This window comes from Candidatus Thiothrix putei, assembly GCA_029972225.1.
Taxonomy (GTDB): Bacteria; Pseudomonadota; Gammaproteobacteria; order Thiotrichales; family Thiotrichaceae; genus Thiothrix; species Thiothrix putei.
Genome location: CP124756.1, coordinates 1706213 through 1728649, shown reverse-complemented (window position 1 = coordinate 1728649; position 22437 = coordinate 1706213). Strand labels below are relative to the sequence as shown.

Here is a 22437-nt window from a genome sequence, read left to right as displayed (position 1 = left end):
TGAAATAACGGTTTCACGTTCACCAACCTATTGAGTAACCCATCAGAAGTCGACAAATACCTTTACACCACCGCCAAAGAAAGCTTCATTGGCACACCAACATTTATGGTATATAACCCACAGGGCGAACTACTAGCGGTGCAGCCAGGCGCGGTGACAGCAGAAGAACTAAGCAGCTTCATTGAAAAACAAAAGACACAGGCTAAGCGTGACAGCCAACCAGTTTCTTAAAGGCTGGAATCCACAGCATGGGACTCCAGCCACTCAACTATACTTCAACCGCCCATAATTGCAGATTCCTCAAAGGTCTGAAAGTTGAGAGTCAGCAAGGAGTCCAAGGCTTTTTTATGCGTAGTGTGGGTTTGTGCCAAACAGGCATCAATGGCCTGCGCAAACGCGGTAAAGTTTTCATGGTAACGTGAATACAGGCATTCCTTCTTCACAAACTTCCACAGGCGCTCAATCAGGTTCAGGTTGGGGGAATAAGCGGGTAGGAACAACAGTTCGATCCCGAGTGTTTGGGCGAATGTTTGTACCAGGCTACAGCGCTGGTAACGGGCATTGTCCATCACCAAGGTCACCGGGACATCCAGGGCCAATGCCTTGATTTGCCGAAGCAACTGACAAACACTTTGGGAGTTGATGTAACTGTCATTGGTCACGGTGACCAGTTCATGGGTGACTGCATTCAACGCACCGAGGACATTGTAGCGCTGGCGTCCGGCAGGGGCGCGGATGAACAGCCGGGTGAAACACCACAGGAACCCCAGAAACGGGGCCAGGACAAAATGGGCGGCGTCGACAAAGAAAACGGCGCGTTTTCCGGCCTTGGCCTCCTCAAGACGCGGCTCCAGCTCTTTTTTTAAAAGTCTCCTGGGCAGCAGGGTCGGCTTTCGCCGGTATCATCCCCACCTTCCTGACGGACAAACCCAAGTCATGCAGGAATAGCCGCACGGCTTCCCGCTTGAGTTCAAGGCCGGTTAAGCGCTGTATATCAGCGATCGCCTGACTGATCCGGGTCGGTGGATGCTTCTCAAAATGTTTCTTCAGGGGCTCACGGAAAGGTTCCAACCGGCGGGTTGGGCGACGGAAATCCAGTTGTTCCAAGGCAGCGATCCCACCTTGTTGGTAACGTTTCAAATAACGGGTGACCGTCGTTGAACTCACCTGTGCCAGCCGTTCAATGTCCCCATGCGCCATTCCCTGGCTTTTTAGCCACAACACTTCCATCCGTTGGCGGACGCGAGGGTGGGCATGGCGGTAACGCCCCTCATTCAAGGCGGTTTGATCGGATTCGCTGAAGTCTATCTGGATCATGGAAAGGACGACCGGTTGCCAATAACAGCCGTACTTTGCTTGAGGGCTTCTCATTATTCAACAGCTATTCACGGGCAAAGTATAACGGATACGATCATTTAACGCAGAATACCGTCTTTGTCGATGAACTGCTGGGTGCTGTATTCTTCTACGGGCAACTTCACCACATTCCGCCCGGCGGCTGTTTCGCGGGTCACATAATCCGCGAACGATTGCGCGTAATCCAGATACGTATTCAGCTTTTTATCGGCTGCCAAGTTTTTAAATGTGGTATAGCCATCGCCGCCTGCTGCTAAGAAATTGTTGGTCACAACTTTGTAGGTTTTAGCGGGATCAATCGCTGCCCACGCCCCCGTCACACGCGGATTCACTTGTACATTCGTAACCCGCGCCCCCTTAGCTTTAGACAAATCCGCATCCCAACGCAAACCGGCTGCATACGGGTATGAACCCGTCGAACCTTGCGGATTCAGCGCGAAATCAATGCCGTCTTCCAGCGAGTCAATAATCTCTTTTCCGGTCATATCCATCTCGGTTAGAGTATTCGCAAACGGCAGCAAGGTGTAAGCCGTGCCGAGGGTAATGTCGCCTGCGGGTACATCAATACGCACACCACCACCATTCTGCAAACAAATGTCAGATGTCAGGCTCATTTCCAAAAAGGCTTTGGAAACAATATTGGCAATGTCACTGCCATGCGATTGGGTAGCAACGGTACAGCCTGCGGTCTTGCTTAAACCTTGGTTAGGAATACGTTCGTGACACAGCGTTTCAGCGGCTACCCCGATCTTGGTTTGCTTTAACACATCGACTTGTTTGGAATAACTATCGAGGTTGGCTTGAGCAGTTGCATCCGAAGTAACAATAGACAGTTCCGGTGCATCAGCTACCGCTTTTAATGCTGCTTCGCGCTCTGCACCCGTCAGTTCCACTTTATTCACTTGGAAAGTGTCACTTAACAACAGGTGTGGTGTACCTGAACACGCGCTTACTTCACCACTGGCGTTAAACTCAATGCTCAACTCGCCCACGATGTCGCTGTATTGCGAGGCTTGGGCAATGCACACCTGCTTGCCGTTCGCATCAGTGGTTTTGGTCGGGTAAGCACCTGCTGGTGTCAGACCGAAGGCTTTGAAACCATCCCCAAGCAAAGTATGCGAATCGCCGCCCACAATCACGTCAACGCCTTTGAGCTGCTTGGCGATGGTTTGGTCATTGCCGTAACCTTGATGCGTCAGCAAAATAATTTTGTTAACGCCTTTGCCCGCCAATTCGTCGATGTATTTTTGTGCGGTAGTCGCTTCATTTGCAAACGTGGTGGTTTCATCCGGGCTGGAAGAGTTTTTGGTTTTGCCTGCAATGGTGAGGCCGATAATGCCAAATTTCTGCCCGTTGATTTCTTTGATGGTGTAAGGCTTGATGTAATCAGTGGCAGAATTCAACGTCAGTGGTGAAGTACCAACTTTAGGCTGCACATTCGCAGACAACACCTCGGTTTTACACGCTGCACTGCTGTTGAGGAAATCGAGGAAGTTTTTCAATCCAGCATCCCCAGCATCAAATTCGTGATTCCCTAGGGTGAAGGCATCAAAACAAACTTGATTCATCTGCTCAGCATCTGCCTTGCCCTTAAACAGGGTGTAATACAAATCGCCCGTAATCGCATCACCCGCGTGTAGTTTCAATACATTGCCGCCGCTGGCTGCCAATTCGTTGATTTTATTTACCACACGTGGGAAACCGCCGGTCTTGACCGCTGTGGCTTTACCCGCCAGTGTTAGGGTGGCGCTGTTAGGTTGCAGGTGGGAATGATGATCGTTGATGTGCAGAATGCGTAGGCTAGTTGCCGGAACATCTGTGCTAATAGCAACTGCCTCGTTATTATACCAGTCCGTGCCATAAAATAGTTTTTTTTGATCAAGGAAATATGGTTAGATGACTGGTAACAAAAGCAGCGATGAGTAATGTATGACATTAAAAATCACTTTCACTGAGGATGAGATAGCGGAGCTGTTCTACTGGAAGGAGCGCCATCCTCATCCCAGAGTCCGTAAGAAAATGTCCGTGCTGTACCTGAAATCCCAACAGTTGACGCATAAGGAAATCAAACGATTGGAAAGGATTACAGAAGCCACGCTGCTTGCCTATCTAAACGCCTACCTACAACCTAACGGTTTAGAAGCTCTTAAAGAAATACGATTCAATAAACCACAGAGTGATTTGATGGCATATAAAGACAAGATTGAAGCCTATTTTCGTGAATATCCCCCCGCAACCAGCAAGGCGGCAGCCGCTAAGATTGAGGAGCTGACAGGCATCAAACGCAGTGAGGACAGGGTACGTGTCTTTATGAAGAAAATAGGGATGGACATCCATAAAGTGGGGATGATACCCGCCAAAGCTGATGTGGAAGCACAAGAAAAGTTCCTGGAAAATGAACTAAAACCGCGCATTCAGGAGGCTAAGGAGGGCAAACGCGCCTTTTTTTGTCGATGCCGCCCACTTCGTGTTAGCACCGTTTCTGGGGTTTTTGTGGTCATTTTCCCGCGTATTCATCAAAGCCCCCTGTGGTCGACAACGCTACAACGTATTGGGCGCACTCAATGCGATAACGCTACAACTCATCACGATCACTAACGACTCCTATATCAACGCTAACAGCGTGTGTGAATTATTGGAAAAAATTGCAGCGTTAGCACTCAAAATACCGATCACTTTGGTCTTGGATAATGCCAAGTATCAACGCTGTGAAGCCGTGTTTGCCTGTGCGAAAAGGCTCAATATTGAACTATTATTTTTACCGACCTATTCACCCAACCTCAATCTGATTGAACGGTTGTGGAAGTTCGTCAAGAAAAAATGCTTGTACTCGAAATACTATGATAAGTTTCCCGCTTTCAAGGCGGCCATCACCAACTGTCTCGACAAGCTGGATACCGATCACAAGAAAGAACTGACCCAGTTGATGACAACAAATTTTCAAACCTTTAAAAATGTTCAGGTCTTGACGCTGTAAGGTATATTACAGCCACTCACCAGACCCAATGCAGAAATACACGCGCTTACCAGAAAGGAATGCTTTAGTTTCATCAGAGACTCCAGATTATTACTTGGTCGTCTCCGTATACCGGATTTTGATGACAACTTGATGATGCAGGCTTATGAATAACTCTTATGCCTCAAATACGTACAATCCCGTTTTCACCCGCTACACCGTTAGTCACATAGCCATCCGCTTCCCAGTCATTTTCCCAATAGCTACCATCATACAAATAACGAAACTGGTATTCCGATTTCCCAGTATCCAGTTCCAGCACGGTGGTGAATTCACCGTTTTTCAGAGCGGTCATGGGGGTTGCCTGTACATTCCAGTCATTAAAATCCCCCACCAACGCAATTTCACGGGCAGACTTTGCGGCGTGTTTGCTGATGCGGAACGTGACTTTGCAGGCAGGACGGGTTTTCAAGTATTGCTTTTTCAACATAATTTAATCTCTTTGCTCAAGAAAGCGTGAACATAAAACCTCTCTACCTTCTCTGGTTTCCAAAATCACCAGATGGGAACTGAAAGTAATATCCACTTTACGGATACCTGCTTCAACCAATTTGGACAATTTTTCCAATGCTTGATTAATATTCTTACAAAAACACTGACCCGTATGAAGATACGTGATAGCTGCTTGAATGTTCATGGCGAACTCCTGTGAGGTGTACGTTAATGGGCATTCTCTCACAAGAATGTTAAGCAATTTTTATGCCAATGAAACTTAGGGATGATCCGGACATCAAACTGCATCTTAAACGTGCAACCTCTCGCCGCGCATTACCCCAACCGCTCCATCACCAATGCCATATTATCCAGCGCATACCACGGCTTAACCTCAAACACTTTGCGGCTAGTCGGGAAGTAATCACGCAATTCTGCGATTGCCTCAAAGTAATCCCACTTCAAGGTATAACTGTCGGCACGGTTCATGCCTGACACCTCGGTTTCCACGAAGGAAAGGTGCTGATCCGCCAACCCGTTATTCGCGTGCAGGTGAAAGTGAATGTGGAAACCCTTGTCACTGAGTTCGCGCAGCCATAAAACCCACTGCGGCAGTTTTTCCTGTGACCAGATTTTGGCGTGACCGATGTCGAAGCAGTGGTGGATATGCAGCAATTCCAACCGTTCCACTAACTCGAAAAACCAGCGGTAAAACTCCAGATTATGGTAGGTGTTTTCGATATAAATGGGGTGCTGGTATTCGGCGCAAATCGCTTCCAGCACTTGTAATTGACGAGTCAAATGCTCCGCCAAGGCTGGGTGTGAACAAAAGTGCGGTAAACCTCATGCCGCCTCAGCGGTGTTTCGCCAATAATGCTTCCATTGCTGGTTTCCCCGCATGACCCTCAACGCCAACATATCCGCCGCATTATCACTTTTCCACCATGCCCCCGATTTTTTTAAGCGTTGCTGGATGATGTAACGGTGTGCACTTTCTATTTCGCCCGACCCCACGGGCAATCCGAGGGATTTTGCTGTCGGGTAATCCAGTTGCTCAATGCGGTTGCTCAGGTAACGGTGACAAGCTCGTACTGGGGCGTTACTGTCTTCTACCGTTTCTGCTTCGAGGAAAGGTTTCAGTGTGTCGATGACCGCTTGAGCTTGACCATCCTGTAGGGCTTTTTTCTGTTTGGCAAACCATTTATCCTTGTCCTTGAGGCATGAACAGCTTGCGGATGCTGCTGATAGGTATTCACAAACATGATAAAAATCAATCAGGTAATGTCCTTGTGTGCCAAATTGTTCATCCACTTGACGGTTGATCCAGCTTGCCCCATCACCCACCGCATGGAGGAACGTGCTTTTTCCAAATCCAGCACGGCAGGCGGTGTCGAATAAGATTTTTCCAGCATCTTCTACCGTGCCACCGAATATTGCGCCAAACGTTGGCGTAGCACTGCCTTTGGCGTGGGCAAGACACAGGCGGGCTTCTTTCCAGCTTTCCTTTTTGCCTTTGCGCTTGTCGGGGGCTGTTTCGTCAATCTCGACGATGGGGATCATGCTGCCGTCCATTTCGGCAATGACATAGGCTTTTCCCAACGTGCTTGGATAGTCTTTTATCAACACTTGGGATTCATGGATGCGTTTGGCGTGACCTTCGGTGATGTGTCGGATGCTGCTGGATGCCAGCCGTATCCCGTAATGTTCTTCTAATTTATCAGGCACTTGAGCAAATGAACAGTCCGCCCCAAAGTCCGTCACCGCCCGTTGCAGCGGGAGCGAACAGCCTCGGCAAACAACCTCGGCACTCTGGCTAAAGGGGCGGACACGCTTGCCGGGAATCCGGTAGACCGGTTCGCTTATGTGGATTTTTCCGTAGGTCGTGTGCCAATGACAGTTTTTTTTCCACTCTTTACATACTTCCCAATGCCTTCTTCACAGGCTGGGGCTGTGCATTTTTCTACACGTTTGTTTGCCCATGCAGTGATCGCATCATTTCCCATTTGGCGCAGTTCTTCTATCACCCGCTGTTCGGCGTCTGCTGCTTTGATAATGTCATCACCGGCATTTTCAACCACCTCGATTAGCCCTTCCATCCGAGCTTTTAATGCGGGGTTGCGGTTCAAGGCTTCTAAAAGTTTTTGGTCGCGGGAGCTAACTGTCAACATGGGAAAGTCCTTTTTCTCTGGTTTTAGGGGATGCCATCTTAGTCTACAGGACACCGCACTTTTGTTCACACCCAACAATTTGGCACACAAGGACATTACCTGATTGATTTTTATCATGTTTGTGAATACCTATCAGCAGCATCCGCAAGCTGTTCATGCCTCAAGGACAAGGATAAATGGTTTGCCAAACAGAAAAAAGCCCTACAGGATGGTCAAGCTCAAGCGGTCATCGACACACTGAAACCTTTCCTCGAAGCAGAAACGGTAGAAGACAGTAACGCCCCAGTACGAGCTTGTCACCGTTACCTGAGCAACCGCATTGAGCAACTGGATTACCCGACAGCAAAATCCCTCGGATTGCCCGTGGGGTCGGGCGAAATAGAAAGTGCACACCGTTACATCATCCAGCAACGCTTAAAAAAATCGGGGGCATGGTGGAAAAGTGATAATGCGGCGGATATGTTGGCGTTGAGGGTCATGCGGGGAAACCAGCAATGGAAGCATTATTGGCGAAACACCGCTGAGGCGGCATGAGGTTTACCGCACTTTTGTTCACACCCGTCTTCCGTCGTATTGTCGTAATCCATTCCTATTCCTCGCATTCTCAAGAGTGGGAATTAACATGATCCTTCGTCAACGCGAGATACTAACGTTTCAATGTGACAGAACTGTGTCGGATGGCATTACACGTACAACGGCGCCATGCGCCGCCAGTAATAACCCCGATGCGCCCGCTCATTCCACTCATGCAATTGATGCCGGATACCCTTGCTGTGCAAGATATGGCTCAGATGCTGGTTATTGCCCAAAAACGGGTCTTCCTTACCGATGACCAGCACAATGTCCATCTGCCGCAAATGCTGTAGCCGCCATTCACAATCCAGATTCGGCAAAAAATGTGTCGGCGTATGAAAATAGATATTGTCGTCATAATAGCCGTTGAACAGATCGGAAAAACTTTCCGTCTGCATCGTCAAATCATAACGCCCTGAAAATGCACTCAGTTTTTGAAACAAGTGCGGATGGCGAAACGCGATATTCGCCGCATGAAACGCCCCCAAACTACAGCCATGCGCAATGGTGCAAGAGTGTTGGTTCTTATGCTGCATAAACGGCAACACCTCATGCAGGATGTAATCCTCGAACTGCATGTGGCGGCGGATGCGTTCGGCGGGGTGTTTCCAAAAACAATACAGCGCATCGTGATCCACGCTATCCACACAAAACAATTGCAACTGCCCCGCATTAATCTTGTGCGCAAGCTGGTGGACGATGCGCAATTTTTCATATTCGTAAAAACGCCCGTCGCGGGTGGGAAACACCAGCACCTTGGCTCCCGCGTGCCCAAAAACCAGCAATTCCATCATGCGCCCCATGCGAGGGCTGTGCCAGCGGTGATATTCGCGTTGCATTGACCTGACCTGCTTACTGTTTGCGACATTTTGATGGGCGCATCATAAGCGTGCGATATTGCAGGCGTTTTACAGTAGCGCGAAAAAAACTTCCAATTCTTGCAATAGCGCCTGTTCCTGCGCCCCTCGCTGCGGATAATCAAAATGCCCCGCCTCCAGCACAAACAACGTTTTCTCTGCTGGTAAAGCGTTGTACACCGCAAACTGCCCCGGCGGCGCAACGGCTGGGTCAAACAATGCAGCCGCCACATGCATGGGCTGCTGAATCGACTGTGCGGCACTTGCCGCATCGTAATACTGTAAGGTGTCCAACACATTACCGTGTTGCTGCTGATAACGCTGCACCGCCGCACCACTACCAATCGTCGGCAATTGCAAGCGCAAGGGCTGATTGCCAAACGTCGGCACATTCAAATGCGCACGCTGAATCCGCGCATCCCACGGCATTGCCAAAGCACCGATTCCGCCCCCAAAACTGATACCCGAATAGCCAATATGCCCTTTCGTTGCCGGGAACAACATCTGCATGGACGATACCGCCAGCCATAAATCATCCACACAGCCACCAATAATGTACTGTTGCGGCTTGTCGATGTCATGCAAGACATGGAAAGCAGGATTACTGGAAACGGGCGGATGCTGGCTACGCGCCAACCCCCGAAAACACGGGAACAACAACGCCGTACCCGCTGGGTGCAAACGGTAATCTGGCCCATCACAACCACCGTAGCCATGCCCAAATACTATGCCCTGCGTCACCGGCTGATCCTGCGGAATCAGTACCCACCCCCGGATAACCACATGGTCAGTAGAAAAGTAACGCAGGCTATAAACTTCATAACCCGCGTGTGCCGTCCCCGTGTGCCTGATGCGCGGGCAAGGATGCACCTGCATAGCGCGGGCATAGCGTGCTTGCCAAAAAGCCGCAAAGTCGGCGGGTATAGTCGGCGATCCAACCGCCAACAAATCATCCAGCGAATAGCCATAGCTGGGGTCAAAGGCAAAACCATGGGCAAAACTAACAGACATCCGCGTTACCAGGTTTCATGGCAAGTAATGCCGTCATCCTGGTATTCCGAAGCCACATGCAGGGTAATAATCTTGCGCCCTGTTACTGCTTCTGTAACACCATCAATCAAGCCAAACCCGAAATGGCACAGTGCATGTGAACCGGCTTGCACGCCCCGATCACGCAATACCAAACCGATACGGCAACCGCTCAGTTCTGCGCCATTACCTTCCAGCGTCACGCCATCCATGAATTCTTTGTCTTGGAAAAATTTTGCCACAATCCCGCGTGCCTGCTCCGCATCGCCGGACTGCCCAGCACCTAAACGTTTGCCCATTTGCTTGCCTGCATAGCGGAACACGCTGACCGCACCTTTTTTGCCAATCAAGGTTTCAATTTGCTCGGCTAAGTCAGCCAATAGCGTGACTAAATCACGGGTATCCATTGCACAATGTTTTTTATCATTCATCTTAAAGTCGCTCTGTGGAGTTTTGTCATGCTGGAATATAACAAAACGCTAATACGGATTGATGACAAGACGATAATTGGCAAGAATCCAATGCCATAACACTCGCATTCCGTTTATGATACCAGTCCTTTGTTGTGTAAAACCAAAACCCTAACTTATGTCTTATTTTTACCTTGCGCTTGCCATCATCGCTGAAGTCATTGCCACCAGTTCATTACGGGCGACTGAAGAATTTACCAAGCCCATCCCTACCCTGATCATGATCGTGGGTTACGGGTTTGCGTTTTATTTTATGACGCTCGCGTTACGCACCCTGCCCTTGGGGTTTACCTACGCGGTGTGGTCAGGGCTGGGGATTGTGCTGATCAGCATCATCGGCATTATTATGTACGATGAACGCTTGGATTTACCCGCCGTGCTTGGCATGGGCATGATCATTGCGGGCGTCGTCATCATCCAGATGTTTTCAAAAATCGTGAAACATTAATCAGTGGCGTTCTCGTCTTGCTCTTGCTGGTATTCGTGCAATACCGCAATTTTTTGCCAAATCTTGCGCGACAAATCATTGGTCAACGATTCCACGTCGTTGACCGCATCGTACAATACCGAATCATTGAAATTCTGTGCGTAATACGCCGCCAGCTTGCCGATAATTGAAAGCATTTCACTGCAATAATCCAAGTAACGAATCAACTCAAACGCCCCCAGATTGCGCGGTGGTGATGACGCAGTGCGGGCAGCCTTATTGAGAATGTAACTGGGGTCTTTGGTCAACTGGTGCATATCCACGACATGCGCTAAAGCGCGTAATTCGTGGATAGCCGTTAGCGCCCGACTACGCTTAAAACGTTGCTCTAAGGTAAACAAAAACAGTATCCATAGCCCTAGTAAAAACACACCACTCAGCACCGCCTCCACTGCCTGCAAGAAATCGCCCGGCGCTTCAACACGGTTCAATAACAACTCTTTGAGTGGTGCAAACGTAAACCACAGCACCACACCAAGCACCAGCATAGCCGATAGCAACATCACTCCCCGCAACCACCAATTGGGGCAAGCGATCCAACACGCTTTGGCTTTGAGTGCATCCACCTGATGATCCAGCTCATGACACACCTTAAGCAAATTAGCGTGCGGAAAACGTTCGTGTATCCGCAGGCATAAATGCTCAGTCGTTTGTTTGATTCGATCAACTTCTAAACGTCGATAACAGGCATTTGCATCTGTTAATCCAGACATGGCTAATGTCCTTAACTAATTATTGAGTTGTAAAGAATGCTGACACACGCTCAACGGGCGCATCATCAAACGCCGCTTGTGGTAATGGCCTTCCATGCGCTGCAAAATACCATCCAGAAAACGTACCGTTTCGACGATATTAGGCCCTTTATTCAGCATCACACATTCGGCGCGAATACTCATGGCAGCATCCGACACTTCAGCACGGGATGGCGCACCTTTTTTCGCCATTCCCTCCAGAATTTGCGTCGCCCAAATCACTGGAATATGTGCAGCCTCACATAACCAGAGGATTTCTTCCTGCACCTCTGACAAACGCTCAAACCCTACCTCTACCGCCAAATCACCCCGTGCAATCATGACCCCGATATTGGGTGAGCGCATCGCCATCAGCAAAATCGCAGGCAAATTTTCAAAGGCCGCACGGTTTTCAATTTTCAGAATAATCCCCGTTTCCGGGATGCCTAAACGCTGCAAATGTCCTTGCAAATTCGCCACATCTTGCGGGGAGCGCACAAACGACAACGCCACCATATCCACTTTGCCCGCCATGGCTTCCAAATCGGCTACATCTTTCTCGGTTAAAGCGGATGAATCAAACGCCGCGTCGGGAAAGTTGATACCTTTTTCTGCACGCAATTTCGCACCACCGGGGGGTGTTTGGGTAATACGCAACCTGATTTCAGCGCCATCATTCTGTTCGACTATCCCGCTGATTTTGCCATCATCAAGCCACACGTGTTGCCCTGCTCGTACCACAACGAAAGCCTCCTCCAACGTACAATGAATGCGGGCGGGTTCGGTTTGTGTGCCATCGGTCGCCTGCTTGGCAGATACACCCGGTTGATCGTCACGGGTTAAAATCAAGGCATCGCCCACTGACAGTACCAACGGAGGCGTTACTTCATGCACATTGACCAATGAACCCGTGCCAAACGCTTTGCCACTGCGCTCAAACACCAGTTGGGTATTTTCTTGCAGATACACCGTGTGCTCAGTCGTTACCAAGCGGGCGTGCTGATGTTTTGCAGCAATACGTAATTGACGCAGAGAGCCACGGGCATCCGTCAGTACAATGTAATCACCCACCTGTGTCCCATTAAAATCCGCGCCTTCGACTTCTAAGGCAGGAAGATCAGAGACTACCACCACTTCGCCTTGCGGTATCAACCAGAGTCGCCCCGGCAAATACACATGACCAAACACATCACGTACTGGTTTAAGTTTAATGACTCGCCCAACCACGCCAAGCGTACCCGTGCGCAGTTTAGGACCTGCCAAATCCAATTGGGTTTTACAGCGTTTATGGGTGAGTGACTCTGCCAAACGCAGATTGGTAATCATCTGTTGCCAAGCATCCGTATCATCGTGAGCACAATTAATGCGCATCACCTCCATGCCTGCTGCCAACAACTCACTGAGGAATGCATAGCCTTCAGCCGCTTCCGTCGGCATCGTGACCATAATACGGGCTTCACGCTGGGTGGGGCGTTCGCCAAACAGTGCATGGCTGGCATGCGCCAATAAATGCTGGCTCTCAGCAACCTGAATCGGGGCGTTCGGTTCTGGTGAGGGAGCGCACCCACTCAAACATTCCAAAGCCGCAATCACCCGGTTGAGCGTTGCCAGCGTATGCGCCTCAAGAATCCCCAGAGAACTTAATCCCCGTTCAATCAAAGCCAGTTGTACCTCACGCAATTCATGGCTGCGTAAACCAAGATAATGCAATAAATTTTGCGCAGAAACGGCATGATTAGGGTGAATGTTGTCTACATCAGGGTGTTGTGCCGCGAAGTCCACTGCCTGTTCACGCAATTGCCACAAACGGGTTAGTAACACGTTATTGTCCATTGGCTTGATTCCATTTTGGGGGTTTACCCATGCTACGCCGCCGTTATTGCAGCTTGATGACACCTGAGCAAACAGTCGTTGTCATCCTTTCTTAATATATCTGCCATAAAACCTTCATTGAATACCCCTTAAGATTCGCGCAAATCCGCCTTGGATTCTTTTTGTTTGAAGGAAACTCGCAATGAAAAAACTCACTCTGGCAGTTGTACTGGGCTTGGTTGCTGCCTCTGGCGTTGCACAAGCACGCGATAATATCGAAATCGTTGGCTCCTCTACTGTATACCCTTTCTCGACGGCTGTTGCTGAACAGTTTGCCAAGAAAACAGGCATGGCTGCTCCTAAGGTTGAATCCACCGGCACTGGCGGCGGTATGAAATTGTTCTGTTCAGGCGCTGGCATTGAAACCCCAGACATCACCAACGCTTCCCGCCGCATGAAAAAGAGCGAGATGGAAAGCTGCATCAAAAACGGCGTTAACGAAGTCACTGAAGTCAAAATCGGCTTCGACGGTATCGCTGTAGCTCAAGCCAAGGATGCTGCACCCGTCAAACTGTCTCGCCGCGAACTGTATCTGGCACTGGCAAAAGACGTTCCAACTGGCCCTAACGGTGAATTGCAACCCAACACTTACACCACTTGGAAGCAAATCAACCCCGACATGGCTGACGTGAAAATCGAAGTCATGGGCCCGCCACCTACATCTGGCACACGTGACGCATTGGCTGAACTGGGCATGGAAAAAGGTTGCCTGTTGTTCCAAGGTATGCCAGAGCTGAAAAAGAAAGACGAGAAAGCATTCAAAGCCGCTTGCACCACCGTGCGTGAAGACGGTCACTACATCGAAGCGGGCGAAAATGACAACCTGATCGTACAAAAGCTGCAAGCTAACCGTGATGCAGTCGGCATCTTCGGTTACAGCTTCCTTGAGCAAAACATGGACTCCCTGAAAGCTGCCACTATCGACGGCAAAGAAATCAGCTACGAGAACATCTCTAGCGGTGCTTACCCACTGTCACGCCCACTGTTCTTCTACGTGAAAAACAGCCACGTTGGTCAAGTACCTGGTATCAAAGAATTCATCGCTGAATTCACTAGCGAAGAAGCGCTGAGCAAAGACGGCTACTTGGCTGACAAAGGTCTGGTTGCATTACCGGATAGCCAAAAAGCTGAAACAGTTGCTGCTGCTAACGCACTGAAGCCAGTGTCAGTAAACGCACTGAAGTAATCAAACTCTCTCTAGACAATCATAAAAAATAAGCCGATCTAAGCGATAACTAAAGATTCAAAAAGATTAAGGGAGCACGGATGCTCCCTTTTTTTATGCTTGTTGTTCTGAAATAGCGTTAAGCAGCTAACGGTTCAGGCGTTACGCTGGGCAAGCATACTTCCACAGCGGCATTTTTAGCTTCTGTCCAGCGCACCACGTGCAAACTCCCATCCCACTCTTCCACCAGTGCGGTGCAACTTTCTACCCAATCGCCATCATTGCAATACAATACCCCGTCAATCTCGCGGATTTCGGCATGGTGAATATGCCCGCAAATAATCCCATCCAACTGACGCTTTTTCGCTTCTTTCGCCAGCGTTTCCTCGAATGCCGAGATGAAATTCACCGCCGACTTGGTTTTGTGCTTGAGGTAAGCCGAGAGTGACCAATACGGATAACCCATGCGCCGCCGCAGCCGGTTGTACACATTATTCACCACCAGCAAACGCTCGTAAATCCAATCACCCAAGATTGCCAGCCACCGCGCAAACTGCATCACGCCATCAAACTGGTCGCCGTGCAGCACCAAAAACTTGCGCCCATCAGCGGTGGTATGCACCACCTCGTCTTCCAAACTGATCGCGGTAATGCGGTGATGGATAAATGGACGCAAAAACTCATCATGATTGCCGCTGACGTAGGTCACTTGCGACCCGCGTTGCGCCCGTTCAAACAGCAAGTGCAAAATCTGGTCGTGGAACGTATCCCAATACCAGCGTTTGCGTAATGCCCAGCCGTCGATAATATCGCCGACCAGATACAAATGATCGGCTTGATTGTGTTGCAGGAAATCGAGCAGAAACTCGGCTTTGCACCCGCGCGAACCGAGGTGCGTATCAGAAATCCAGATACTGCGATATTTGCGGAAGTTCTGGTTGATGGTCATTGGGAATCCCCCCTTTCTGGTAATGCGCAAGCACTGCGTAACGCCCACTCAGGTGACGAATACGCAATTGGTCGTGATGACGGGCTGCCATTTGCTCCAAATACGCCGGGACTGCCGGATCAGGGTGGACATTGAACCAATCCAGCCACTGCAACAGCAGCTTGCGAAACCAGGTAGGCATGGTTTGCTGGTCGGAAAAATCCACCACGTGCAAACAACCACCGGGTTTGAGGATGCTCAAGGCATGTTCCAACGCATCCTGCCAACTGGGGATCATCGACAGCACATACGAAAACACAATATGATCAAACGGTTTTTCCAGCCCGAAGGTGGTGTGATCAACCTGCCCCGCCAAGCCTTGCTGCAAAGTAATTTGTTGCGCATACAAAGTGTTACGCAAATTGTCACGGGCAGTATCGAGCATCATCGCCGACGCATCCATACCGTAAAGTTTGGCGTGCGGATGGCGATAAGCCAACTTGGTTAAATTACGCCCCGTGCCACAGCCGATTTCCAGCAAGGTTTCGCCCGACTGCAACGGGATTTCCGCCAGCAAGGCATCGCGCCCCAACAAATAATACTTGCGCGACCAGTCGTAAACGTACCGCTGGTAACGGTACTGCTGATCCATTTTCTGTGCGGCATCCATCGTCAATCGGCCTTGCGGTAGAGGTGAAAACCACCGTAAATCGCCGAACGGTCTTGCTGGAACAGTTGCGCGGAAGCTTCAGCTTCGTACACAAACTGGCTGCGTAATTCGGCTGGCAACGCGGTTTCCAACGGTGATTCGGCGGCGGCGGTACGGAAGATAATCCGCGTCCCCGGCTTGCCCACGCGGGCAACTTGCGTCCACAACTGGGTGAGGACTTCATCCGTCATCCAGTCTTGCGCATCAAGGAACACGAAACGGTCGTAACTGTGCGGAGCTTGCTGCTCAAGGAAGTCGATCATGGAGCCCAGGTGCGTATCCACTTTGCCCAATTGCTGGCGGATATTGTCGTAATTTTCCGCTTTCAGGTAATCAGGAATCGCCTGACGCTTTTCGTGATCGTAGCTGTGGCTAAAACCTTGCCATGCGAAATAATTGTTCTGAATCGGGGTATCACACGCCAAACGTTCGACACGCTCGCGGTATTGCTCGATCAGATTGCCCTGCTCTTTCATCGCCTTATATTGCTGCGGCGGAATGCCAAGGCTGAACACCGACATTGGCAATTTGCCCAAAAACTTCACCAACTTATTGTCGAAAAACGGTGCGATGTGTTGGTTAAAAATCGCTTTCTGTTCGTACAAACTGGTGGCAGTGAGGAGCTTTTCAGGGTGGTAATTGGTGCGGCGAGCAATCCAGTGCAAGAAGCGCATGAAATAGCCGAAGCGCGTTTGCCGATACAGCCCGTCACGGAACATATGAATGCGCTTTTGCCCCAAAATGCTGCGGCCTTGCCAGAATCCATCCAATGCATCATCCAAATGCGGGCGGATGTATTGCTCGTAATGCGCCGGATTGGTGTCGCGGTCAGCGTAACCAAAGAAATCGTAGAAGGTGGCGTGATCCGGCAAATGTTTCATCGCTGCCAGTTTCAGGCGCGTCAGGGACAAATGGTAGGGGTTCAGGTCAATCGCGGTGATATGCGCGGGGCTTGCGGTCAGGTAATTCAACACGTTACAACCGCCCGAAGCAATCGTCAGCACCCGGCTTTCCGAAGTCAGTTGCAAGGTTTGCATATCCACCGTGGGGTCTTCCCAAATCTGGTTGTAGATGAAGCTATTGAACCAAAAGCTGAACAAACGTTGCTGCATCCCCATCAAGGACGTGGGGGCATGTTGATGCACAGCATCGCGCATTGCGTCGGAAATACCTGCCATGAAACTCTCGCTAACAAAATCTAATCGTGGGCTTGAGGCTAAGGCTTGGGAATGACGGCAAAATGACGGTTATATGACCGTTGTGTTATGGGTTTCGCGTACCTGTGCGCAACCTGTTTGCTTACCTGCTATACCAGTCCGTGCCATAAAATAGTTTTTTTGATCAGGGAAATATGGTTAGATGACTGGTAACAAAAGCAGCCATGAGTAATGTATGACATTAAAAATCACTTTCACTGAGGATGAGATAGCGGAGCTGTTCTACTGGAAGGAGCGCCATCCTCATCCCAGAGTCCGTAAGAAAATGTCCGTGCTGTACCTGAAATCCCAACAGTTGACGCATAAGGAAATCAAACGATTGGAAAGGATTACAGAAGCCACGCTGCTTGCCTACCTAAACGCCTACCTACAACCTAACGGTTTAGAAGCTCTTAAAGAAATACGATTCAATAAACCACAGAGTGATTTGATGGCATATAAAGACAAGATTGAAGCCTATTTTCGTGAATATCCCCCCGCAACCAGCAAGGCGGCAGCCGCTAAGATTGAGGAGCTGACAGGCATCAAACGCAGTGAGGACAGGGTACGTGTCTTTATGAAGAAAATAGGGATGGACATCCGTAAAGTGGGGATGATACCCGCCAAAGCTGATGTGAAAGCACAAGAAAAGTTCCTGGAAAATGAACTAAAACCGCGCATTCAGGAGGCTAAGGAGGGCAAACGCGCCCTTTTTTTGTCGATGCCCCGATTCTACCCGAACAAAAGCATGAAGTGCTGATTTCGTCACGCTGACGGGGTTAATGCCATACGTCCGTTTACCCGTTTAAACGCACGATTTCTTAAAACAATTTACCCAGCTTCTTGCTCGTCAACCACAACAACAAGGGCTGGTCTGGCAAACTTTCAAACCCGTATTGGCGGTAAAACGCCGCAGCTTTGTCGTGTTTCGCATCCACTACCACCGCCACCATACCGATTTCTTTGGCCAGTTTATGGCAGCGTTGCAAGGCATCCATGAACAGAAATTCACCTGCACCTTGCCCTTGACGGCTGCGATCAATCGCCAACCTGACCAAACGTGCCACCGGAATAGGAAACGCCGGAAACCGCTTGTGCAACGCATCCGGCAAATTATCACGGGGGATACTGCTCATGCTCAGGCTGTAATAACCCACCAAGCCTTGATCTTGTGGGTCAACGGCTAGAAATGTTCGCGCAACGCCCGCTTGCTCATGCTGTCCTGCATATATTGCCAAATAAGCATCTAACGCTGGTTCGCCGCAGGCAAACCCATCACGCCCCGAATGCTTATGGAACGGTTCAATTACCCAGCGGCTCATGCTTGGGTAGCCTTAAACTTGCTCATGGCTTTTTGTAATTTGGCATTTGGCGGAGAATCATCATCGAGAATCAGCGCAAACCGCTCCCAATCCCGTTCAGATAACAGGATTTGCTCCTGCCCTTTCAAGACTTCTTGCGCCATTTTTTGAGCAGCTTCCAACAGAAAATTGCTCAACGACAAACCACGAAAAGAGGCGGCTCGCGTCAACAAGCTTTTGGTTTCCGCATTAGTGCGTAGATTGATGCGTTCTGATAGTGCCAACATAACCATAAACTCCTGTACTTACCTTGTGAGTACAGTTTGTCACATTCCACACGGATTGCCTAGCTAACGCTCGCATGAATCACATGAAAAATTATGCCGTTCATCTGAAAAATATTGCGCATTTAACAAGCAAATGGCTTGCAGATGCTACCATATTAGAAATATTGATCTTTGATCAATCAAGAATAATTTTAGTATTGATAATGGGAAGTATCTTCTAGACCTAATTAACTAAGTACTTAGGCATAAGTTACTCGGAACTTTGCAATCGTAACCGATTGATTTGTAAGTGGTTGTTTTTCTGAAAAACTTTTGCATGAGTACTTACACCTTACACACCAGTCTAACTCAACCGCTAAACTTAACCTGCTGATAATCATCGCCCTTCATCTCATTCAAGCGGCTCAACGCCCGCTGAAACTCAAAGCGCAACTTTTCACCCTGATACAGATTATCCAGCGCAATCGTCGTGGAAAAAATGAACTGCACCTGCCGGTCATATAACTCGTCAATCAGGTTAAGAAAACGCCGTGCCGCCGATTCGTGTTCCTCGGTCAACACATGCAAACCCGATAATACGATGTAATCAAAGCGTTCCGCCAACTCGATGTAATCGCGGGTAGAACGCGCCGTTTCACATAAGGTTTTGAAATCAAACCACACAATATTTTCAGACAGGCGATGTGTCGGCAAACAACGCCCTTGCACCTCAATATCCTGCCCGACCTCAATCGCACCGGTCGCGAGTTCCGCGAAACACTTTTCCAGCTCGTGTTCCACCAACACCGCATCGTCGTCTTCCAAAAAGCTATCTTGGCTGACGTGTTTCAACATGCGGTAGTCAATCTGATTATCCAACTCCACCACATGCGTGTGCTTTTTCAGTAACGCAATCGCAGGCAAGAACCGTTCGCGCTGCAAACCGTTCAAATACAAATCATCCGGCGGACGATTAGACGTCGTTACCAAGGTAATGCCGTGTTTGCACATCGCCTCCAGCAAACCGTGCAGCAACATCGCATCCACAATGTCCATGACGTGGAATTCGTCGATGCACAACAGGCGCACTTCTTGTGCCAATTGCGCCGCCAATGCCTCCAATGGGCTACGATGGTGCGCCAGCCGTTTCAGTTCCTCATGAATGAAGAACATGAAATGGTGGTAATGCATCCGCCGCTTTTCCGTCAGCGGCAGACGTGAATAAAACATATCCATCAACCAGGTCTTGCCACGCCCGACGCCACCCCACAGGTAAGCGCCGCGCACTGGCTCGATCACCACATTATGCCGCTTGGAAAATACCGCCAACAAACCCCGCGAACGTGCCACGCGAGCCGTTTCACGCGGTTTGAGCAAGCCATTCCACACCTCTTGCAAGACCTTGATACCTTCGAGTTGGGCGGGATCGTGTTGGATCGCACCCTCCTTGATGGCGTCCTGGTAATGCTTCAATAGCGGCATAACGTTTCCTTCTTTCATGACTCGACCCTGATTCCTAAGGCATTATTCACCAATTCTTGCTGCTGTGCAGCATGAACTTTGGCGCTACCCACCGCAGGCGACGCTGAAGCGGGGCGGCTTACCACATCCAAACGCGCCATGCCACCCAATACGAGCCGCAACGCGGCCTGAATGCTTAACCATGCGCCTTGATTCAACGGCTCTTCCTGACACCAGACATTCACCGCGATGTTCGGGTAACGATCCAATAAATCTGTTCAATACGCACCAAGCTTTTCGGGGTCATCACAATCAGCGGGGCGCGGTAATCACGCACCATCTGACTTCTGGGCGCACAACTGCAAGTATCGTTCCAACCGCGCCGAAGAGTGCTCCGGCCCCTGCCCTTCAAAGCCGTGTGGCAATAGCATCACCAGCCCGCACAAGCACCCCCATTTCTGTTCACCGGAGCTGATGAACTGGTCAATGACCACTTGCGCACAGTTAGCGAAGTCGCCGAATTGTGCCTCCCAAATGACGGTTGCGCCACTTTCCTGCTTATGGAATACCGCAAATTGCTGGCGGCAACGTTGCACCCGTTCTTGCGCATCTTCCGCCGTAATAACCCCTTCGCTGCTTTGTCGAAGATGGTAAATATCAAACATTTCCGACTTGACGCAGTGCAACAAACTAGTGCATTGTCGACATCTTAGTGTCTTAAGGTGCGCTGCTACCCACGTATTCGGGGTAAACACTGTCATTTCTTGGTTATAGTGTCGACATTATAGCTTTAAAGTGTCAACAATGTCAGGATGTTTTTCTTGAAAAATGGCAGTTTCGCGGTATTATTGTCAACACAACAGACAAGATGTCGACAAAACGAGGTAGCACCATGGCCTTTCTGACTGCTTGCAAATTGCAGGATCCGGTAACGATTGCAGACAAGTTATTTCTTGATTTGCGGCGTGCCATTTTGGTGGGTGAAATCCCCGCTGGGAAAAAAATTAGTGAGCCAGAGTTGGCAGCCGCTTATGGCGTCAGTCGAGGTTCCTTACGTGAAGCGATTGGTAAACTGGAAAACTGTAATTTGGTGACGCGCAAGCCCAATATTGGTGCACGCATCATTGATTTTTCCACAGCACAACTGTTGGAAATTTACCAAATACGCGAAGCCACCGAAGGTATGGCAGCACGACTCGCCGCCGAACACATGACGGCAGAGGAATTGGTACATTTGCGCAAAATTTTGGAACGTCACCAAGCCGAAATTGCGCAACACCAAAGCTATTCGCAACATGACGTTGACTTGGATTTTCACTTTTCGATTATTCAAGGCAGCAAAAATAAACGCCTGATTCGCATGTTATGTCAGGACTTGTATGACTTGGTACGCTTCTACCGTTTCCGCCTCAAGTCCGGGTTTAGTCGCAGCGAACAAGCCTTTCAGGAACACAACCTGATCGTGTCAGCCATTGAGCGGCGCGATGGGGAAATGGCGGAAACGCTGATGCGCCATCATATCCGGGCTTCGCGGGATTATGCCTGCAAGCTATTGGAACAGATGCCGACTTCAGACACGTAACCGCGTACACGTTTTCTAGCTTTTTATTAACGGGGATACTCCATGAAGACCGCGAACAAACGACCGCTTTCACCCCACTTGCAGGTGTATAAGCCGCAACTCACGTCGGTGCTATCCATCATGCACCGAGGCACGGGGGTGGTGTTGGCTATCGGCACGCTGTTAGTGACGTATTGGCTGGCTGCCATTGCCGGGGGTGCGGAATCTTTTGCGAATGCCAACGCTATTCTTGGCTCATGGTTCGGCAAACTGGTGTTGTTTGGTTGGTCTTGGGCGCTGTTTTACCACTTATCTAACGGTATCCGCCATTTGGTGTGGGACAGCGGGCATGGCTTCGATCTGCCTAGCGTTTATTTAAGCGGCAAAATCGTGGTGGGCGCGTCGTTGGCGCTGACTATCCTGCTTTGGCTGATTGCCTAGCCCCTGTTGAGGAACTGCTACACATGAGTTTATTGACACCTTTTAAACGTGCCAGCGGGCTGGGAACGACCAGCGGGGTTAGCCATTGGTGGATACAGCGCGTCACTGCCATTGCGCTGATTCCCTTGACACTGTGGCTGGTCTTTTCCCTGGCTGCCCATACTGGCGATGACTATGCCAGCGTTGCAGCGTGGTTTGCGCAGCCATTCACCACTACCATGCTGACCTTGTTTGTGTTCACCGCGTTCTTTCATGCCAGTCTGGGGTTAACCGTGGTAATTGAAGATTATGTGCATCACGAGGGCATCAAACTTGCCGCGTTGATTGGCATGAAACTGGTACTGGTATTGCTGGGAACGAGCAGCATTTTGAGCATTTTACGGGTCGCATTCGCGGGCTAATGACACAGAGGTTGATC

The 22437-nt window shown here is 49.7% G+C and carries 23 protein-coding genes and 4 pseudogenes; 9 read left to right on the top strand and 18 right to left on the bottom strand.

What is annotated here, in order from left to right; all coding sequences use genetic code 11:
- The first annotated feature begins 30 nt into the window (after positions 1-30).
- Entirely contained in the window at positions 31-231 is a 201-nt protein-coding gene (locus tag QJT81_08935; protein ID WGZ96077.1) for a hypothetical protein, read from the top strand.
- Between the two features lie 44 nt (positions 232-275).
- On the opposite strand, the pseudogene QJT81_08930 reads toward QJT81_08935, so the two are convergent.
- Together QJT81_08930 and QJT81_08925 are read right to left on the bottom strand one after the other, a co-directional pair.
- Positions 276-1317: pseudogene (locus tag QJT81_08930) on the bottom strand (IS630 family transposase).
- A gap of 98 nt (positions 1318-1415) precedes the next feature.
- The gene (locus QJT81_08925) at positions 1416-3119 is read right to left on the bottom strand and encodes a 5'-nucleotidase C-terminal domain-containing protein (GenBank protein ID WGZ96466.1); all 1704 of its coding nucleotides are present in this window, start codon (positions 3117-3119) and stop codon (positions 1416-1418) included.
- Between the two features lie 166 nt (positions 3120-3285).
- Here QJT81_08925 and QJT81_08920 point away from each other — a divergent pair.
- Positions 3286-4333 (top strand): annotated as a pseudogene (locus QJT81_08920) (IS630 family transposase).
- 163 nt (positions 4334-4496) lie between these two features.
- Here QJT81_08920 and QJT81_08915 read toward each other — a convergent pair.
- From QJT81_08915 to QJT81_08900, 4 genes and pseudogenes are all read right to left on the bottom strand, one after another.
- Complete coding sequence (locus tag QJT81_08915) at positions 4497-4802, bottom strand: isoamylase early set domain-containing protein (protein ID WGZ96076.1); 306 nt, start codon at positions 4800-4802, stop codon at positions 4497-4499.
- Positions 4803-4805: 3 nt separating this feature from the next.
- Entirely contained in the window at positions 4806-5009 is a 204-nt protein-coding gene (locus tag QJT81_08910) for a hypothetical protein (protein WGZ96075.1), read from the bottom strand.
- A gap of 131 nt (positions 5010-5140) precedes the next feature.
- Positions 5141-5605 carry a hypothetical protein gene (locus tag QJT81_08905; GenBank protein ID WGZ96074.1) on the bottom strand — a complete coding sequence of 155 codons (465 nt, stop codon included), beginning with the start codon at positions 5603-5605 and terminating at the stop codon, positions 5141-5143.
- Positions 5606-5647: 42 nt separating this feature from the next.
- Positions 5648-6972 (bottom strand): annotated as a pseudogene (locus tag QJT81_08900) (UPF0236 family protein).
- Positions 6973-7335: 363 nt separating this feature from the next.
- Between QJT81_08900 and QJT81_08895 the strand changes: the two are divergent.
- The gene (locus tag QJT81_08895; protein ID WGZ96073.1) at positions 7336-7506 is read left to right on the top strand and encodes a hypothetical protein; all 171 of its coding nucleotides are present in this window, start codon (positions 7336-7338) and stop codon (positions 7504-7506) included.
- 149 nt (positions 7507-7655) lie between these two features.
- Here QJT81_08895 and QJT81_08890 read toward each other — a convergent pair whose 3' ends face one another.
- From QJT81_08890 to QJT81_08880, 3 genes are all read right to left on the bottom strand, one after another.
- Positions 7656-8384: an alpha/beta hydrolase-fold protein gene (locus QJT81_08890; GenBank protein WGZ96072.1), complete on the bottom strand. Its 729-nt coding sequence runs from the start codon at positions 8382-8384 to the stop codon at positions 7656-7658.
- 69 nt (positions 8385-8453) lie between these two features.
- Positions 8454-9413: an acetylxylan esterase gene (locus tag QJT81_08885; protein WGZ96071.1), complete on the bottom strand. Its 960-nt coding sequence runs from the start codon at positions 9411-9413 to the stop codon at positions 8454-8456.
- 5 nt (positions 9414-9418) lie between these two features.
- Entirely contained in the window at positions 9419-9862 is a 444-nt protein-coding gene (locus QJT81_08880) for a hypothetical protein (protein ID WGZ96070.1), read from the bottom strand.
- Between the two features lie 157 nt (positions 9863-10019).
- On the opposite strand from QJT81_08880, the gene QJT81_08875 reads away from it, so the two are divergent.
- Entirely contained in the window at positions 10020-10349 is a 330-nt protein-coding gene (locus QJT81_08875; protein WGZ96069.1) for a multidrug efflux SMR transporter, read from the top strand.
- Here the strand turns inward: QJT81_08875 and QJT81_08870 are convergent.
- Positions 10346-11101, bottom strand: coding sequence for a hypothetical protein (locus QJT81_08870; GenBank protein ID WGZ96068.1), 756 nt, complete (start codon positions 11099-11101; stop codon positions 10346-10348). The two genes, QJT81_08875 and QJT81_08870, sit on opposite strands and share 4 nt — an antisense overlap.
- 15 nt (positions 11102-11116) lie before the next feature.
- Positions 11117-12952, bottom strand: coding sequence for a pyruvate kinase (locus tag QJT81_08865; protein WGZ96067.1), 1836 nt, complete (start codon positions 12950-12952; stop codon positions 11117-11119).
- 181 nt (positions 12953-13133) lie between these two features.
- Between QJT81_08865 and QJT81_08860 the strand changes: the two genes are divergently transcribed.
- A complete protein-coding gene (locus QJT81_08860; GenBank protein ID WGZ96066.1) occupies positions 13134-14177 on the top strand; it encodes a substrate-binding domain-containing protein in 1044 nt (347 codons plus the stop codon).
- Between the two features lie 118 nt (positions 14178-14295).
- On the opposite strand, the gene QJT81_08855 is transcribed toward QJT81_08860, so the two are convergent.
- The 3 genes from QJT81_08855 to QJT81_08845 are packed head-to-tail and all read right to left on the bottom strand — an operon-like array spanning position 14296 to position 16971.
- The gene (locus tag QJT81_08855) at positions 14296-15105 is read right to left on the bottom strand and encodes a UDP-2,3-diacylglucosamine diphosphatase (GenBank protein ID WGZ96065.1); all 810 of its coding nucleotides are present in this window, start codon (positions 15103-15105) and stop codon (positions 14296-14298) included.
- Positions 15056-15754, bottom strand: a complete 699-nt coding sequence (locus QJT81_08850) for a class I SAM-dependent methyltransferase (GenBank protein ID WGZ96064.1) — start codon at positions 15752-15754, stop codon at positions 15056-15058. Before QJT81_08850 ends, QJT81_08855 begins: the two co-directional genes overlap by 50 nt.
- A 2-nt stretch (positions 15755-15756) precedes the next feature.
- Positions 15757-16971 carry a DUF3419 family protein gene (locus QJT81_08845; GenBank protein WGZ96063.1) on the bottom strand — a complete coding sequence of 405 codons (1215 nt, stop codon included), beginning with the start codon at positions 16969-16971 and terminating at the stop codon, positions 15757-15759.
- A gap of 214 nt (positions 16972-17185) precedes the next feature.
- Here QJT81_08845 and QJT81_08840 point away from each other — a divergent pair, with 214 nt between their 5' ends.
- Positions 17186-17749 carry a hypothetical protein gene (locus QJT81_08840; protein ID WGZ96062.1) on the top strand — a complete coding sequence of 188 codons (564 nt, stop codon included), beginning with the start codon at positions 17186-17188 and terminating at the stop codon, positions 17747-17749.
- A gap of 61 nt (positions 17750-17810) precedes the next feature.
- Here the strand turns inward: QJT81_08840 and QJT81_08835 are convergent, their stop codons facing one another.
- The 4 genes and pseudogenes from QJT81_08835 to sucA form a co-directional block, all read right to left on the bottom strand.
- The gene (locus QJT81_08835) at positions 17811-18311 is read right to left on the bottom strand and encodes a GNAT family N-acetyltransferase (GenBank protein WGZ96061.1); all 501 of its coding nucleotides are present in this window, start codon (positions 18309-18311) and stop codon (positions 17811-17813) included.
- A complete protein-coding gene (locus tag QJT81_08830; GenBank protein WGZ96060.1) occupies positions 18308-18577 on the bottom strand; it encodes a DUF1778 domain-containing protein in 270 nt (89 codons plus the stop codon). The genes QJT81_08835 and QJT81_08830 overlap by 4 nt, the downstream gene beginning before the upstream one ends.
- Before the next feature lie 348 nt (positions 18578-18925).
- Positions 18926-20056, bottom strand: coding sequence for a cell division protein ZapE (zapE, locus tag QJT81_08825; protein ID WGZ96059.1), 1131 nt, complete (start codon positions 20054-20056; stop codon positions 18926-18928).
- Positions 20053-20556, bottom strand: a pseudogene (gene sucA / locus QJT81_08820) (2-oxoglutarate dehydrogenase E1 component). Before sucA ends, zapE begins: the two are co-directional and overlap by 4 nt.
- Positions 20557-20885: 329 nt before the next feature.
- Here sucA and QJT81_08815 point away from each other — a divergent pair.
- From QJT81_08815 to sdhD, 3 genes are read left to right on the top strand one after another with little or no spacing between them, the layout of a single operon-like run.
- Positions 20886-21599 carry a GntR family transcriptional regulator gene (locus tag QJT81_08815; protein ID WGZ96058.1) on the top strand — a complete coding sequence of 238 codons (714 nt, stop codon included), beginning with the start codon at positions 20886-20888 and terminating at the stop codon, positions 21597-21599.
- 42 nt (positions 21600-21641) lie between these two features.
- The gene (sdhC, locus tag QJT81_08810) at positions 21642-22019 is read left to right on the top strand and encodes a succinate dehydrogenase, cytochrome b556 subunit (GenBank protein ID WGZ96057.1); all 378 of its coding nucleotides are present in this window, start codon (positions 21642-21644) and stop codon (positions 22017-22019) included.
- Positions 22020-22042: 23 nt separating this feature from the next.
- Complete coding sequence (gene sdhD / locus QJT81_08805; protein WGZ96056.1) at positions 22043-22420, top strand: succinate dehydrogenase, hydrophobic membrane anchor protein; 378 nt, start codon at positions 22043-22045, stop codon at positions 22418-22420.
- The last annotated feature ends 17 nt before the right edge of the window (positions 22421-22437 follow it).